The 15,471-nt window shown below is 75.5% G+C and carries 17 protein-coding genes; 4 read left to right on the top strand and 13 right to left on the bottom strand.

Annotated elements, in window-relative coordinates; all coding sequences use genetic code 11:
• Window positions 1-41 precede the first annotated feature (41 nt).
• From D7I43_RS03880 to D7I43_RS03850, 7 genes are all read right to left on the bottom strand, one after another.
• Window positions 42-440, bottom strand: a complete 399-nt coding sequence (locus tag D7I43_RS03880; protein ID WP_120326963.1) for a TraR/DksA family transcriptional regulator — start codon at window positions 438-440, stop codon at window positions 42-44.
• 264 nt (window positions 441-704) lie between these two features.
• Window positions 705-1,352, bottom strand: a complete 648-nt coding sequence (locus tag D7I43_RS03875; protein WP_120326962.1) for a nucleoside/nucleotide kinase family protein — start codon at window positions 1,350-1,352, stop codon at window positions 705-707.
• A 29-nt stretch (window positions 1,353-1,381) separates the two neighbouring features.
• Window positions 1,382-1,987 carry a winged helix-turn-helix domain-containing protein gene (locus D7I43_RS03870; protein ID WP_120326961.1) on the bottom strand — a complete coding sequence of 202 codons (606 nt, stop codon included), beginning with the start codon at window positions 1,985-1,987 and terminating at the stop codon, window positions 1,382-1,384.
• A gap of 299 nt (window positions 1,988-2,286) precedes the next feature.
• A complete protein-coding gene (locus tag D7I43_RS34030; RefSeq protein WP_120326960.1) occupies window positions 2,287-2,880 on the bottom strand; it encodes a winged helix-turn-helix domain-containing protein in 594 nt (197 codons plus the stop codon).
• 50 nt (window positions 2,881-2,930) lie between these two features.
• Window positions 2,931-3,416 (bottom strand): rhodanese-like domain-containing protein, encoded by a 486-nt coding sequence (locus tag D7I43_RS03860; RefSeq protein WP_120326959.1) that lies wholly within the window; start codon window positions 3,414-3,416, stop codon window positions 2,931-2,933.
• Window positions 3,417-3,490: 74 nt separating this feature from the next.
• A complete protein-coding gene (locus tag D7I43_RS03855; RefSeq protein ID WP_120326958.1) occupies window positions 3,491-3,943 on the bottom strand; it encodes a cysteine dioxygenase in 453 nt (150 codons plus the stop codon).
• A 172-nt stretch (window positions 3,944-4,115) separates the two neighbouring features.
• Window positions 4,116-4,493 carry a cupin domain-containing protein gene (locus D7I43_RS03850; RefSeq protein ID WP_120326957.1) on the bottom strand — a complete coding sequence of 126 codons (378 nt, stop codon included), beginning with the start codon at window positions 4,491-4,493 and terminating at the stop codon, window positions 4,116-4,118.
• A gap of 136 nt (window positions 4,494-4,629) precedes the next feature.
• Here D7I43_RS03850 and D7I43_RS03845 point away from each other — a divergent pair, with 136 nt between their 5' ends.
• Complete coding sequence (locus tag D7I43_RS03845) at window positions 4,630-5,583, top strand: DUF3500 domain-containing protein (protein ID WP_120326956.1); 954 nt, start codon at window positions 4,630-4,632, stop codon at window positions 5,581-5,583.
• Window positions 5,584-5,613: 30 nt separating this feature from the next.
• Here the strand turns inward: D7I43_RS03845 and D7I43_RS03840 are convergent, their stop codons facing one another.
• From D7I43_RS03840 to D7I43_RS03815, 6 genes are all read right to left on the bottom strand, one after another.
• Entirely contained in the window at window positions 5,614-6,390 is a 777-nt protein-coding gene (locus tag D7I43_RS03840; protein ID WP_120326955.1) for a class I SAM-dependent methyltransferase, read from the bottom strand.
• 44 nt (window positions 6,391-6,434) lie between these two features.
• Window positions 6,435-6,953, bottom strand: a complete 519-nt coding sequence (locus D7I43_RS03835) for a DUF2231 domain-containing protein (RefSeq protein ID WP_120326954.1) — start codon at window positions 6,951-6,953, stop codon at window positions 6,435-6,437.
• Window positions 6,954-7,038: 85 nt separating this feature from the next.
• The gene (locus D7I43_RS03830; protein WP_120326953.1) at window positions 7,039-7,779 is read right to left on the bottom strand and encodes a GAF and ANTAR domain-containing protein; all 741 of its coding nucleotides are present in this window, start codon (window positions 7,777-7,779) and stop codon (window positions 7,039-7,041) included.
• Between the two features lie 182 nt (window positions 7,780-7,961).
• Complete coding sequence (gene secA2 / locus D7I43_RS03825) at window positions 7,962-10,253, bottom strand: accessory Sec system translocase SecA2 (RefSeq protein ID WP_120326952.1); 2,292 nt, start codon at window positions 10,251-10,253, stop codon at window positions 7,962-7,964.
• An 80-nt stretch (window positions 10,254-10,333) separates the two neighbouring features.
• Entirely contained in the window at window positions 10,334-11,422 is a 1,089-nt protein-coding gene (locus tag D7I43_RS03820) for a zinc-binding dehydrogenase (protein WP_120326951.1), read from the bottom strand.
• Entirely contained in the window at window positions 11,415-12,425 is a 1,011-nt protein-coding gene (locus tag D7I43_RS03815) for a Gfo/Idh/MocA family protein (RefSeq protein ID WP_120326950.1), read from the bottom strand. Before D7I43_RS03815 ends, D7I43_RS03820 begins: the two co-directional genes overlap by 8 nt.
• 156 nt (window positions 12,426-12,581) lie before the next feature.
• Between D7I43_RS03815 and D7I43_RS03810 the strand changes: the two genes are divergently transcribed.
• From D7I43_RS03810 to D7I43_RS03800, 3 genes are all read left to right on the top strand, one after another.
• Complete coding sequence (locus D7I43_RS03810) at window positions 12,582-13,640, top strand: glucosyl-3-phosphoglycerate synthase (protein WP_396844458.1); 1,059 nt, start codon at window positions 12,582-12,584, stop codon at window positions 13,638-13,640.
• Between the two features lie 49 nt (window positions 13,641-13,689).
• Complete coding sequence (locus tag D7I43_RS03805; RefSeq protein ID WP_120326948.1) at window positions 13,690-14,895, top strand: glycosyltransferase; 1,206 nt, start codon at window positions 13,690-13,692, stop codon at window positions 14,893-14,895.
• A 92-nt stretch (window positions 14,896-14,987) separates the two neighbouring features.
• Complete coding sequence (locus D7I43_RS03800; protein WP_240032786.1) at window positions 14,988-15,443, top strand: DUF4383 domain-containing protein; 456 nt, start codon at window positions 14,988-14,990, stop codon at window positions 15,441-15,443.
• Window positions 15,444-15,471: the final 28 nt, after the last annotated feature.

The following is a 15,471-nucleotide window of genomic DNA, read 5'->3' as shown; positions in this document are numbered from 1 at the left end:
GAGTCCACCGCGCTCCGGACCGACCGGCAACCGCTGGCTCGTCAGGCCGCCCGCCGCTCCCGGGTCTGCTTGCAGGTGACGCAGGTGGTGGCGGAGGGGAAGATCTCCAGCCGCTCGACGGGGATCGGCGCCGAGCAGCCCTCGCAGAAGCCGTAGGTGCCCTCTTCGAGGCGGGTGAGGGCGTGCTCGTACTGGGCGCGGCGGTCGAGGATCGTCCGCAGCAGGGACTGGGCGGTGTCCCGCTCGGCGGTCTTGGTGCCGCTGTCGGCCTGGTCGTCGCCGGCGGTGTCGCCGACCTCGACCAGCCGCAGCACCTGGCTCTGCAGCACCGCCTGCTCGTACTCCGCGGACAGCTCGTCGTAGCGCGCCTGGAGGGACTGCCGGATCTGGTCGATCTCCGCCTGGGTACGGCCCGTTCCTACCGTGTCGTGGACGAGCATGACTGCCTGCCTTTCCTGGCCTCTGGTCAACCGGGGCCCGGTGCGCGGTGGCCCCGGTCGTCGCGTCCGGTGCACGAGCGGTCACCCGTGCTCTGTGAGCCGGGCGAATACCCACCCCGCCAGTCGATCAAACCGGGGATTTTCCGGACGCCGGTGCGGTTCCGTCACCCCTGCGCCGGAGCGAGCGCGCCACGCTCGCCGGCGCCTCGCCCACCCGCCCGCGCTGGTGCCGTGCGCCGCCCGCCGGGCTTGCCGTCGGCGCGCTCAGGCGGGCTCCGCGGGCTCGACGAGGGCCGGGTGGCGGGGGTCGTCGACCCGCACGACGACGTCGGCGAAGGAGTCGGGGGCGACCTCCGCGGCGTACCGGTCGAAGGCCGGCAGGGTCCACCGCCGCTCCGGTGCGGTGCGCCGGCGCAGCGCGGCCGCGGAGAGAGCCAGGTGGACGGTGACGTCGAAGGGCAGCCCTCCGCCGAGCAGCAGCGCCCCGCTCACGAGCACGACCCCGCCGGGCGGCAGTCGCACGTACGCCGCGCGGCTCGCCCGGTCGGCGTCGGCGTCCCAGAGCGAGGGCAGCATCCGGCCCGAGCCGCCCGGACCGGCCGGGTCGAGCACCTCCCGGCGCAGGCCGGACTCGTCCACCCAGCCCTCGTAGTACGCGTCCGGGTTGGTGCGCCCCCGTTCGAGGCGGACGGAGGCGGGGCGCAGGAAGTCGCCGGCCCGCACGTGCAGCACCGGGCGGCCCCGGGCGCGCAACGGGTCGACCAGGGCGGCCGCCAGCTCGTCCGGGGCCGCGGCGTCCGGGCCGTCGACGCCGACCCGGAGCCGCCCGGTGCCGGTGCCGGCGGCCCGCTCCGCCAGGTGGTCGGTGAGTTCCGCGACGAGCCGCTCGGGCGAGATGGGACGGATGCGCACCCGACCATCCTGCCGGGCCGGCGGCGGGGTCAGCCGTTGCGGTCGACGGTGACCCGCGCGTCGTCGGCGAGGCGGTAGCCCACCCCGTACACCGTCGTGACCAGCGGCACGTCCACGCCGACCTTGCCGCGCAGACGGCGTACGTGCACGTCGACGGTGCGTACGCCGGCGTGCTCGTAGCCCCAGACGGCGTTGAGCAGTTGCAGCCGGGTGAAGACCCGGCGGGGGTGGGCGACCAGGTGCAGCAGCAGGTCGAACTCGAGGCGGGTCAGCGGCAGCGGCTCGCCGTCGCGCAGCACCGAGCGGGACGAGGCGAGGATGTGCAGGGTGGGGATCGTGGGGGCGACCGATCGGGAGGCGGCCCGGTTCGCCGGCACGTCGACCCGACGCTCGACGGTCGCGGGGACCCCGGTCACGGTGCCCTCGCCGCGTTCGATCAGCTCCCGGGCGGCCTCCAGCAACCGGCGCGCGGGCGGCGTCAGCGACTCCTCGCACGCCAGCGGGATGGAGAGCGTGACGGTGAGCACCGGTGCGGGCGTGCTCGCCGGGCGGCGCTGGCCGCCGGGGGGCCGACCGGGAACCGCGGGTTGGGACGTATGCCATCCGGCGCGCGACGAGGCGGGGCTGACCGACATGGTCCTCCTTGGCTGGTCCGGGTATATCCCCACGGCCCGGGACGCCGCTTCATCGATGCTTCCCGGCACCCGTGCGAGGGTCAAGAGGCGGCTGCGTTGCATGAATGTGACAATTGACGAACACATCGGAGCCGAATGCTCGCTCTGCGTACGAGGCCTGATGATTACAGCAGAGCCGCCGAGATGACCCGATACGGGGGGTCCCCGCCCGGTTCACATTCCACGCCGCCCGGCGCGGGCCGCGTCCGGTGAGGATCGTTCACCTCGACCGGGCGCGCTCCCATGTGGATCCGGGGCCGTCACCCGTCCCGCTCCACGGTGATCCGCGCGTCGTCGGCGAGCCGGTAGCCGACGCCGTGCACGGTGGTCACGAGCGGGGCGCCGGGGCCGAACTTGGCCCGCAGCCGGCGGACGTGCACGTCGACCGTGCGGGCCACGGCGTGGTCGTATCCCCAGACGCTGCTGAGCAGTTGCCGCCGCGTGAAGACCCGACGGGGGCGTTCGGCCAGGAAGAGCAGCAGGTCGTACTCGATGCGGGTCAGCGTCACCGTACGCCCGCCGTGGCGCACCACCCGCGGGCCGGCCAGGATGCGGACCTCCTCGGGTCCGGCGGCGGCCGGGCCGGGTGGGAGCGGGCCGGACGCCGCGGGGCCCGGCGCCGGTACGGGCGACGGCGGGCCGGGTACGGCCGGCGCGGCGCCGGCGGCGCGCAGCCTGCCCTCGCCGGACTCGGCGAGTTCACCGATCAGGTCGAGCAGCCGGGCCAGCCGAGGCGTGAGCGGGCCCGGCGGGAGGTCGACGGTGAGGGTGAGGGTCGCGGTGGCGCGGCGCGGCCCGGGGCGGTCGGCGCGGGCCGGCGGGCGGGGTCGGGGCGGGACGGCGACGACGGACATGGTGCCTCCTGTTGCGGCGTACGCCCGCCGCGCCCGGTGGAGCGCGGCGGTCAGCGACGTGCCCGGGCGGCGGTGACCGGGGGCGGGAACGGGGACGGCGGCAGCGGGGTCGGGCCGAGTACCGGCAGGCCGGCGATCCGCCAGGCGGCGAATCCGCCGACTACGTCGGTGGCCCGCCACAGCCCGAGGTCCTTCAGGGCGGCGGCGGCCAGCGAGGAGGTGTAGCCCTCCTGGCAGATGACCACGACGGGAAGGTCGTAGCCGACCGCCTGGGGCAGCCGGGCGGGACAGCGGGGGTCGAAGCGCCACTCGAGGACGTTGCGTTCGACGGCGAGCGCCCCCGGGACGGTGCCGTGCGCGGCCCGCTGGGCGGCCGGGCGGATGTCGACCAGCAGCGCCCCCGTCCGGCAGGCGACGTGCGCCCGTTCGGGGTCGAGTCGGTCGAGCCGGGCCCGGGCGGCGGCCAGGATCTCGTCGATGCCGCGGGAGCCGGGCGGCGGCGAGGCCGGCGCACCGGTGGCCTGGAGCTGGCTCATGGTCGTGTCCTTCCGGTGTCGACAGCGGGACCGGCCGGGCCGGGTGGGCGGGAGCGGACGGCGCGGCGCGGTCGTCACCACGCCACCCCGGCCTCGGCCACCTCGGCGACCCGCAGCCGGCCGCCGGTGAGGTCGTAGCGGGTCATCCAGCGCAGCGCCGGACGGTAGACGTGCACGCTGACCGCCGGGGCGTCGCCCCGGTTGGCGACGAGGTGCACGTGGCGGGCGCCGAAGCGCCGGCCGGCGCCGGCGGGCAGCCGGTGGGGGCGCAGCCGGCCGCCGCTGACCGTCTCCTCGGTGAGGACTCCGGCGACGACGAGGAACGCCCCCGCCGAGCCACCGTGGTCGTGCAGGTCCGTGCCCTGCCCCGGCAGCCAGCTGAGCGCCCACACCTCGTGGTCGGCGTCGGCGGCGAGTCGCGCGTACCAGCGGGTGACGGGATCGAAGCGCAGCGGCTCCGGCCACCCGCCCGGGTCCGCCGCCCACCGGGCGGCCACGGCGAGCAGATCGGTGGTGCGGTGGGTCATCGGGCTGTCCTCACGGGTCGGCGACACCGTCCACCATAGCCCATAAACCCTATCGGTTTAGTGGGGATATCGGATGCTGGGATTCCGGGTCGTCGGGCTCGGGCGGGCGTTCCCGCTCGCGGACCCCGGCCACCGCTCACGCGCGCGCGGACCCTTCCGCGGCGCGGCCGGCTCACCGGATGACGGGCGGCTCCACCCGGTAGCCCGGCACCGACGGCCAGCGGACCGTGAGGACCACCGACTCCCGCTCGGCGTACCAGGAGTGGTCGACCCCGGGGCCCCACACCACGTAGTCGCCGGGGGCGCCGAGCACCACCGTGCGGTCCGGCAACTCCACCCGGAACCGCCCGCTCACCAGCACCAGCAACGCCGTACGCCGCTCCCCGGTCGCCCACCGTGCCCGGGTCTCCCCCGGCGGGTGCACACCCCACTTGATCTCGACGTCGGTGCTGTGCCGGACCTCGCCCGGCGGCATGAAGTGCCCCAGCAGCCATCCACCGTTGGTCGCGCCGTCGACACCCGCGTTACCCACGTAGATCGCGTCGTCCATCGCCCTCCCCCACGCGCGCCAGACCGTACCAGGGCGCCCGCTTCCCGCCGCCCCGCGGTCACCGCGCCCCGGCGGGGTCGCGGCCTTCCCGCCGACATCGCGGGCGGGCCGCGGTCCGGCCCGGTATACAGAGGCGGTGGACGACCCGCTGCCCGAACAGATGCGCGCCGCCGCCGGCGACCTCCTGGCGGCGCTCGACGAGCCGGCGCGGGCCCGTGCGGTGTACCGCTTCGACGACACCGACGCCCGGCAGTGGCTGGGGTACCGGCCGCGTCCCCGGCCCGGCGTCTGCCTGGACGACCTGGGCCGCCCCGCCCGCAAGGCCGCGCACCGGCTGCTGGCCACCGCGCTGAGCCCCGCCGCGTACGCGCAGGCCATGGCGATCGTCGCGCTGGAGGAGGTGCTGGACCGCGCCGAGGGGTGGCGGGGCGGCCGGCACAGCGGCGACTACTGGGTGGCCGTCTTCGGCGACCCCGTGCGGGACGACCGCTGGGCCTGGCGGCTGGAGGGCCACCACCTGTCGGTCAGCATGACGGTGGTGGACGACCAGGTCTCCCCCGCCCCGATCTTCTTCGGCGCGAACCCGGCCACGGTCCGGCACGCCGGGCACCCGGTCTCCCGGCCGCTCGGCGTCGAGGAGGACCTGGCCCGCGCGCTGCTCGACTCGATGGGCCCGGCCGCCCGGGCCCGGGCGATCATCGCCGATGAGGCGCCCGGGGACATCGTGAGCGCCACCCGCCCCCGGGTGCGCGGGCCGGTGGAGCCGCTCGGCGTCCCGGCCGACCGGCTCGGCCCGACCGCCCGGGCGCTGCTCGACCAGCTCGTCGCCGTCTACCTGGACCGGCTCCCGCCGGAGCTCGCGACCCGCGAGGCGCGCCGGCTGGACGGCCGCGAGCTGCACGTCGCCTGGGCCGGCCCGGTCCAGCCGGGCCAGCGGCACTACTACCGGGTGCAGGGTGACGACCTGCTGATCGAGTACGACAACACCACCGACGACGGCAACCACGCGCACACCGTGCTGCGCCGCCCCGAGAGCGACTTCGGCCAGGACGTCCTCGCCGCCCACCACACCGCCGCCGCACCCCGCTGACCACTCGGCGGGCGCCCGGCCCCGCCAACCTCATGATCGGCCGGAGCGGGTGGGGCGGTGGGCCTCGACGAGGAACCGGCGGGCGTGGGCCACGAACGGGCCCTCGGCCAGGATGCGGCGGTGCAGGGCGTACAGCTGGGGGCGGTACCGGTCGACCGTGAAGCCGGGCACGGTCCAGACGACCTTGCGCAGGAACCAGACCACCGCCGCGATGTCGTTGAAGACCGTCCGCAGCGTCGCCTCCCGCAGGTCCACCACGGTGAGTCCGGCCGCCCGGGCCGCCGCCACCGCCTGCCGGGGATGCCGCTGCGCGGGCGGAGGCAGCGGTCCGAGGATGGCCTCGCTCAGCTCCCGCACGGTGCCGGGACCGATCTGCTGGGACAGGAACGTGCCGCCGGGGCGGAGCACCCGGGCCGTCTCCGGCCAGTCGGTGCGGACCGGGTGCCGGCTCACCACGAGATCGAAGCTCGCGTCGCGGAACGGCAGCGGGGCGTCCGGGGTGACGGCCACGACGGTGGCGCCCAGCGGGCGCAGCGCCCGGCGGGCGACCGGCACGTTCGGCGGCCAACCCTCCGTGGCCACCAGCAGCCGCGGCGGCCGGGGCACCTCGGCGAGCACCTCGCCGCCGCCGGTGTCCACGTCCAGGGCCGCGTCGGCGGTCGCCATCCGCTCGGCGACCATGCGGGCGTACCCCCACGGGGGACGTTCCTCGGTGGCGCGACCGGCCAGCCAGTCGAACGCCCAGCCCTCGACCGGCGCCGCGGCGCCCTCCTCGATCAGTCGCGCGAAGTCCGGATCGGTGTCCACCGGGCGAGGGTGCCGGCCGGCGCCGGCCGGCGGCAACCCGTTTGTCAGCGGCCGCGCAGGGACCGGGTCGGGGTGACGATCTCGACGGTCGAGCCGGCCACGCCGTCGAGCGCGTCGAGGCTCGTGGTCTCCGCGGCCCGGCCCGCGTCGAACCGGCGCACCAGACGCGCGCCGAGCCGTACGCCGACCCCGCCCACGGCGAGGGCCAGCACCTCGACGGCGAGCAGCGCGACCGAGGCGCCCCGCTGCGGGGAGTCGGCCCGGATGAGGCAGGCCAGCAGGAAGAGCCCGGCCGTCGCCAGGTTCACGAGGTTGAAGGCGATCGCCGTCGCGCGGGTGCGGTCACCCGGCACGTCCCACAGGTCGACCATCCCGGCCACGGCGGTCAGCGCGGCGCTCACGAGCGCGGCGACCGCCGTCCAGTAGCCGACCTCGCCGAGGAACGCGGGCCCGCCGATCACGTCGGTGAGGTCGAAGATCCCGGCGCTGACGAAGAGCCCGTACGGGAACGTCACCAGCATCGGTTGGATGGGGTGCCCCTGCACCCGCAGCCGGCTCTGCATCGTCCCCTCCTCTGGTCGCCTCGCCCCTGAGCCCAGGGTGCTACCCGGGTGCGAACGGGCCGAAACGACGCGGAGGGGACGGCCGTCAGTTGTCCCGGGGTCGGGAAACGGTGCGGACCAGGCGTTCGGCCACCTCGCGCAGCGGGATGTCGAGGGACGAGGCGGCGGTGCGGAGCACCTCCAACGCCTCCTCGGCCGGGCAGCCGCGCTGCGTCATGATCACCCCGATGGCCTGGCCGACGACCCCGCCGTCGAGCAGGGAGGCGTCCCGCTCGCCGGCCGCCTCCAGTTGGCGGGCGCGGTCGCGGACGGCCGCCAGCAGCAGGCCGGCGTGTTCGGCGAGCAGCATGGCCGTGAGCTGGTGCTGAGGTGTGAGCGCGTCGGCGGCGCCCGCGTACAGGTTGACGGCGCCCAGCACGTGGTCGTCGACGTCGAGCGGGGCGGAGATCACCCCGCGGACGCCGAGGTCGACGGCGCGGGGCGTCCAGTCCGGCCAGCGCCGCTCGTGGCGCAGATTCTCCGACAGCACCATCTCCCGCCGGCGGATCGCGTCCATGGCCGGCGTGTCCGGGCCGTGCCGCAGGTCGTCCAGGCCGGCGAGGCGCGGATCGGAGGCGGCGGCAGCGGCCGGCTCCCCGGCGCGCAGGGCGGTGAAACCGCACCAGCTCACCCCGGCCACGGCGTCCCGGGTGATCCGGACCAGCGCGGCCAGCGCCTCGTCGAAATCGGTCGCGGCGATCAGGCCGGCGGTCAGCTCGCGCAACAGCGCGGCGGTCTCCAGGACGCCGACGGTCGCGACCGCCGGCTGGTCGGTGTCGAGGTTCACCGGCGCCCAGCCCCCGCTCCGCCGCCGGCCACGGCGCGGTCGGCCGGTGCCATCACCTGTGTCATGCTCTGTTCTCTCCCGAGTCTTCGGACCCGCCCTACTACCCCCGCGTACACGGGTCGAAACGGGCCAAAACGGGGCCTGCCCGGCACCGGCCTGCGCCGCGCGGGCCCCGGGTGACGTCAGCGGGACGCGCCGGTGAGCCGGCGGCCCACCGAGGCGATCAGCCGGTCGAGCTCCGAGCCGAACGGGTTGTCGTGCACGAGGTACGTCCACGTGGCGCTCGGGCGGACCAGCGCGGCCTCGTCCGGCTCCCAGTCCTCATCGAATTCGGTCTCGGTGAAGGTGGCGATGGTGCGCGCCTCGATCTCCGGGATCAGCGCGTTGAACGCCGGGACCGCGGCCCGGTGGAACTCGTCCAGCGGGTCCAGCCGGCCCAGCGCGCGCAGGTGCACGCCCTCGCGGACCTCCGACAGCTCGGCCAGGTGCTCGGCCCAGAGCCGGTCGAGGTGGTAGAGCGCGATCGACCGCGCCACCCGGCAGAGCAGGTCCTCGTCCATCTCGCCGGCCTTCTCCGGCACCTTGTCCAGCAGCATCAGCGCCGCCACGTCGGTGGTGAGCAGCCGCTCCCGCCGCTCCGCGAGGGCCTTGCGCTGCTGCTCGATGACCACGCTGTAGCGCCACGTGTTGCGGTGGATCTCGTGGTCGACGCCCTCGGCGACCCGCTGGGCGTGCTCCACCGCGTAGTCGACCTGCTCGTCGGTGACCAGGCCGTCGGCGTGCATCCGCGGCGACGGCGGCACCACGTCGGCGGCGTGGCGGACCACCAGGTCGTCCTCGAGGCTGACGAAGAACACCGAGCCGCCCGGGTCGCCCTGGCGGCCGGCCCGGCCGCGCAGCTGGTCGTCGACCCGGCGGCTGTCGTGCCGGCCGCTGCCGATCACGTAGAGGCCGCCGAGGGCGGCCACCCGCTCCCGGTCGGCCTGGTCGCTGCCGCCGAGCCGGATGTCGACGCCCCGGCCGGCCATCTGCGTGGAGACGGTCACCGCGCCGAACGCGCCGGCCTCGGCGATGATCGCCGCCTCCTCGTCGTCGTTCTTGGCGTTGAGCACGGCGCACGGCACGCCGGCGGCGTGCAGGCCGGCGGCGAGCTGCTCGGACTCCTTGACGTCCAGCGTGCCCACCAGCACCGGACGGCCGACCTCGTGGCAGCGCCGGATCTCGTCGATCAGCGCCTCCTCCTTCTCGGCCCGGGTGGCGTAGATGCGGTCCGGCTCGTCCTCCCGGATGCACGGGGTGTTCGGCGGGATCACGGCGACCTCGAGGCCGAAGAACTCGCGCAGCTGGTCACCGACGAGGACGGCGGTCGCCGTCATGCCGCAGACCCTCGGGTAGAGGCCGATGAACGCCTGCACGGCGATGGTGCCGAGCACCTCGCCCTCGGCCGTCGCGTCGAGGCCCTCCTTGGCCTCCACGGCCGCCTGGAGCCCGTCCGGCCAGCGCCGCCGCTGGGCGACCCGGCCGCGCATCTCGTCGATCAGCTCCACCGACCCGTCGCGGACGATGTAGTCCACGTCACGGTGCAGCAGGGCGTGCGCGTGCAGCGCCACGTTCACGGCCGAGAGCTGCTGGACGTTCTCCTCGTCGTACAGGTCGATGCCGAGCTTCGCCTCGACGGCGGCGAGCCCGGCCGAGGTGAACGCCACGCTGCGGCCGTCCTCGGCCACCGTGTAGTGCCTGCCCTTGCGCAGGCCGCGCACCAGGGCGGCGGCCGTGTGCACCGGGTCCTGCTCGCCGGGGACCGTGCCGGCGAGCACCATCGGCACCCGGGCCTCGTCGATGAGGATCGAGTCGGCCTCGTCGACGATGGCGGTGCTCAGCGGCCGCTGGACCCGGTCGGCGATGTCGGTGACGAGCTGGTCGCGCAGGTAGTCGAAGCCCGCCTCGCTCACCGAGACGTAGGTGACGTCGCAGGCGTACGCCTCCCGGCGCTCCTGCGGGGTGGACGCCTCGTTGACCCAGCCCACGGTGAGGCCGAGCAGGGTGTAGACCGGCTCCATCCACTGGGCGTCGCGGCGGGCCAGGTAGTCGTTGACGGTGAGCACGTGCACCGGCCCGTTGCCCATCCGGACGTGCCCGTACGCGGCGATGGTCGCGGTGAGCGTCTTGCCCTCGCCGGTGGCCATCTCGGCGACCTTGCCGGACAGCAGCGCCATCGCGCCGAGCAGCTGGACATCGTACGGGCGCTGGTCGAGCCCGCGCCGGGCGGCCTCCCGGCCGATCGCGCAGATCTCCTCGTAGCCGGTGGCCTTGCCGGCGGCCTCGGTGAGTTCGGCGTCGTCCAGCGCCGCGAGGTCGTCCTCGCGCGCGGCGATCGCCGGCAGCAGCTTCTCCAGCGGCGCGAGGTCCACCGTCGTGCCCGGGCGCTGGAGGAACCGCCGGAACCTGCTCTTCAACCGTTGCGACACACCCATGAGCCGCAACGGTACGCGAACTCGGCCGCCTTCCGCGTCCCGCCCGGTCGGCATGTCGGCACGGGCGCCCGACCGGCGCCTCAGACCGCCAGCACCACCTGGAGCTCGTGGCGCCGCCGGGCGGCGAGGTCGGTCAGCACGGCGGGCGCCTCGTCGAACGGCACCACCGCCGAGACGAGGTGCTTCCCGATCGCGTCGCCGTCGTCCCGCAGCAGGTCGACGGTCGCGGCCGAGAGGCGTTCCCGGTCCCAGGTGGGAGCGAGACCACGGGGCACCCGCCCGATCTGGGCGCACCGGACGGAGAGGCCGTTGTGGTGGAATTCCTCCCCGAGGCGCACCTCGTCGGCGCCCGCCTGGTAGAACGCCAGGTCGATCACGGTCCCCTGCGGCCGCAGCAGGCGCAGCGCCAGGTGCAGGGCCCACGCCTGGCCGCGGCACTGGAACACCACGTCGGCGCCCCGGTCGCCGGCCGCGTGCGCCCAGCGGGTCTTGAGCACCACGGCGGCGTCGTCGGCGTCCGGGTCGAGGGCCTCCAGCCCCAGCGCCTCGGCGACCTGCCGCCGCTGCGGCGTCGGGTCGAGCACCACGACGGAGGCCGCGCCGTGCCGCCGGGCGAACAGCGCCGTGAGCAGGCCCACGACCCCGCACCCGACCACGGCGACGCGGCGGCCGGCCACCCCGTCGTCGAGGGAGCGCACGTCGCTCCCGTGCAGGTCGGCGGCGGCGTGCAGCAGCCCGTTGGCGCAGATCGGGCCCATGTGGGCGGCGTAGACGCCGAGCAGCGGGTCCAGGTCGTCGGGGAGCGGCACGAACCGCTCGGCCAGCGGGTCGGCCACCCAGCCGGTGCGGTGGCCGTACGTCATGGCGCCGACCGCGCCCTCCGCGACCGCCGGGGTGGCGCTCTCGACCACCCGGCCCACCTGCATGTAGCCGAGCCGGGTCACCGGGTACGGGCTGCTCGGCGGACCGGGGCGGAACAGGCCGAGGTCGGCGTCCCAGGTGACGTTGAGATAGGGGTTGGTGCCCTTGACGTAGCTGAGTTCGGTGCCCGCGGAGACGCCGCTGAACAGCGTCTGGACCCGGAACGTGCCGGGTCGCAGCGGCCCGGCGTCCTGCTCGACCACGCGTACGCGGCCGGGGCCCTCGACGACCACGACCCGGTCACGCATCGACGGTCACCCCGCTGGCCGGGAGCGTCGCCGGGGCCGGCTGGTCGAGGCGTACGGCGCGTCCGGTGCGGGCCGAGTCGGCCACGGCCAGCGCCAGCCGGTGGGTGGCCAGGGCCTCGGCGTACGGGACGCGGACGTCGTCGCCCAGGCCCCGGACGGCGTCGACGAAGGCCCGGTCGACGGCCACCCGGGCGGCCTCCGGGTCGGCGGGCAGGCGCCGCTCCCCGTCGCCGTCGCAGACGAGCAGGCCGTCCTCGGTCAGGGTCAGCGCGAGCCCGTCGGCGAGGATCTCCACCCCGGCCCGGTGCTTCCAACCGAGCACGCAGGCGGCGGTCAGGGTGCCGACCGCGCCGCCGGCGAAGCGGAGGGTGGCCGCCGTGACCGAGTCGATGTCGGCCCCCTCGACCGGCGGGGGGCTCCCGTCGCCGTACGCGGTCACCTCGGTCGCCTCGCCGACGAGGAGCCGGACGAGGTCGAGCACGTGGGCAGCCTGCTCGACCACGGGGCCGCCCGAGCCGTCGCGCCGGCACCACCAGTCGACCGGCGGCACCCTGTCCCACCAGGCGCCGCTGACCATCCGCACGGTACGGCCGGCGAGCAGGTCCCGCGCGTGCTGCACCACGGGCAGGTACCGCCAGTGGTGCCCGACGGCGGTGAGCAGCCCGCGCCGGGCGACCAGGTCGGCGATCCGCTCGGCGGTGACGAGGTCGACGGCGACCGGCTTCTCCACGAACATCGGCACCCCGGCGGCCACGACCGCCTCCTCGACGGCGCCGTGGGCGAACGGCGGCACGCAGACGTACACGGCGTCCGGCCCGGCCGCGAGCAGTTCGTCGACGTCGCGGAAGGTCCGGGCGCCGTGCGTGCCGGCCAGCGCCGCCGCCGCGGCGGGGCGCACGTCGGTCACCCCCACCAGTTCGACGTCCTCGAATCCGGACAGCACGCGGGCGTGGCGCTGCGCCACCCCGCCGGCACCGACCAGTCCCACCCGGCACGTACGCATGCGACCCGCCCTCTCCCGCCAGGGATTCGTGTATCGACGCAAGCACTCCCCCGGGGGCCGGGCAACCAAACGTTCACGATGAGGGAACCCGACGCGGCACGAATCGTGATCAAGCTGGTAGGCATGATCCGGTTAGCGCGACGCCGGCACTGGGAAATGCGAGGCCGTGTTTTCCGCCACGATCTGGGGGTGTGTCCCGTGCGGGAAAGTGATTCGACCGTCTCTCCGGTGGTGGAGGCCTGGGCCACCTACCGGACCACGTCGGCCGCCGAGTGGAACGCCCGACGGCTGGTCCGGGCCAAGGGGGCGAGCCGGGTGAGCGTCGTGCTGCCCGCGCGCAACGAGGAGGCGACCGTCGGTGCGATCGTGTCCACCATCCGCGAGCACCTCATGGACCGGGTCGCCCTCGTCGACGAGCTGATCGTGGTGGACTCGCGGTCCACCGACCGGACCGCGCAGGTCGCGCGGGCGGCGGGCGCCGAGGTGGTGAGCCAGGACGCGATGACCCGGGGGCTGCCCCGGCTGACCGGCAAGGGGGACGCCCTGTGGGCGGGGTTGGCCGCCGCCGAGGGTGACGTGGTGGCGTTCGTCGACGCCGACCTGCGGGAGTTCCGCCCGCACTTCGTGACCGGGCTGGTCGGCCCGTTGCTGACCGACCCGTCGGTCGAGTTCGTGAAGGGGTTCTACCACCGGCCCCTGGTCGGGGCGACGAGCGTGGAGCCGGACGGTGGCGGGCGGGTGACGGAGCTGATGGCCCGGCCGCTGCTCAACCTGTTCTGGCCGGAGCTCGCGGGATTCGTGCAGCCGCTCGCCGGCGAGTACGCCGGCCGCCGCGACGTCCTCGCACAGGTGCCGTTCGTCTCCGGCTACGGCGTGGAGACGGCCATGCTCATCGACCTGCTCGAACTGGTCGGGCTGGACGCGCTGGCGCAGGTGGACCTCGGCGAGCGCAAGCACCGGCACCAGGACACCGCGGCGCTGGGGCGGATGTCCGCCCAGATCCTGCTGACCGTCTGGTCCCGGTTGCAGCGCCGCGGCTGGGCGGCGCCGGGCGCGGACCCGACCCCGCTGCTGACCCAGTTCCGCCGCGGCGGCTCCGAGGCGCTGCCCAACCTGGAGCGGGAGATCGTGGTGAGCGACGTGTCCATCCAGGAACGTCCGCCCCTCGCGGAGCTGCGGCACCGGGTGCCGCGCCGGCGGATGGCGGCGGCGTGAACGGCCGGCCGTCCACCGCCCGCCGCGCCCACGGACGGAGGTGGGCGCGATGAGCCTCACCGTGCTGATGAACGCCGGCCCCTGGCTGTCGGTGCCGCCGCCCGGCTACGGCGGCATCGAGAACGTGATCGCGACGCTGGTGCCGGAACTGCGGCGCCTCGGGGTCCGGGTGGTGCTCGCCTCGGTGGGCGACAGCACCCTGCCGGTGGACGAGCTGGTGTCGGTCTTCCCCGAGGGCCAGTTCGCCTCCCTCCAGCGGCCGTACAACCAGGTCTGCGGCGTCGCGCAGGCGCACCTGGCGGGCGTCGTCCGCGAGCTGCACACCCGCGACGACATCGACCTGGTGCACGACCACGTCGAGGCGGTGGGCCTGGCCACCCTCACCGCGATGGGCGCCGACGCACCGCCCGTGCTGCACACGCTGCACTGGGACCTGGCCAAGCACCCCGCCCTCTACGGGACCCTCGACGGCGGCGGCCGGGTACGGGTCAACGGCGTCTCGGCCTCCCAGCTGGCGCGGGCGCCGCAGGCGCTGCGGGACCACTCGGTCGGGCACGTGCACCTGTCCACCCCCCTCGCCGTGGACGCCGACCGCCGGCCCCGGCCCGCCAAGGGCGACCACGTGGTGGTGCTCGGTCGGATCAACCCGGGCAAGGGCCAGGACCTCGGCGCCCGGCTCGCCCACCGGGTCGGCTTCCGGCTGGTCCTCGCCGGCCCCGTCGGCCCGTACCACCGGCCGGAGGACCTCGCCGCCGCCGGCGAGGAGGCCCGTCAGAACCCCGACGTCCGCTTCTTCGTCGAGGAGGTCGCGCCGTACGTGGACGGGGACCTGGTGCGCTGGGTCGGGACGGTCGCCGGACGGGAGCGCGACGACCTGCTGGCCACCGCCCGGGTGGCGCTGTTCCCGCTGCGCTGGGAGGAGCCCGGTGGCACGGCCGTGGTCGAGTCGCTGGCCCTGGGCACCCCGGTGGTGGGGATCGCCCGGGGCTGCCTGCCCGAGCTGGTCGCGCACGGCCGCACCGGCCTGCTCACCGCCGACGAGGAGGAGCTGGGCGAGCTGGTGCTCGCGGCGAGCGTCCTCGACCCGGACGAGTGCCGCCGCGAGGCGGTCGCCCGGTTCACCCCGGCGGTGATGGCCGAGCGGTACCTCACCCTCTACGAGCGGGTCCGGAAGCTGGCCGCGACGCCCCGCCGGCCGGCCTGGCGGGAGGAGTCCCACCTCACGGCGTTCGACATGGCCGGGGGTCCGTCGTGACGCCGGCGCCCCGCCACCGCCGGGCGCGGTTTGTCCGTCCCGATCCCGGGTAGCCGCGCCCCGGCCGAGGCCCGCAGAGGGAGGAGACGGCGGTGACCGGACCCATGGCCCACTCCCGCGCCCGGGCCAACCCGGCCGACGGCAAGCCGCCGGTACGCCGGGCGGCCGGTGTCGTGGGCGTGGTCTTCCTGATCGTCGGCGTTCTCGGCTTCGTTCCCGGGGTCACCGACCCCATCGGGGACCTGCGCCTCGCCGGCCACCACTCCGGGGCCACGCTGCTCGGCGCCTTCCAGGTCTCGGTGCTGCACAACCTCGTCCACCTCGCCTTCGGGGTGGCCGGCCTCGTCATGGCCCGGACGGTCACCCGCGCCCGGACCTACCTGGTCGGTGGCGGCGCGATCTACCTGGTGCTCTGGCTCTACGGGCTCGCCGTCGACGCCGACAGCGGCGCGAACGTCCTGCCGCTCAACGCCGCGGACAACTGGCTGCACCTGGGACTCGGCGTGATCATGATCGCGCTCGGGGCGCTGACCGGCCGACGCCGCTGAGCCGAGCCCGCGCGGACGCGGGCACGCT

The sequence above is a fragment of the Micromonospora globbae genome, from assembly GCF_003610785.1.
Classification (GTDB): domain Bacteria; phylum Actinomycetota; class Actinomycetes; order Mycobacteriales; family Micromonosporaceae; genus Micromonospora; species Micromonospora globbae.
The sequence above is the reverse complement of the archived record's forward strand: the minus strand, read 5'-3'. Positions and strand labels throughout refer to the sequence as shown.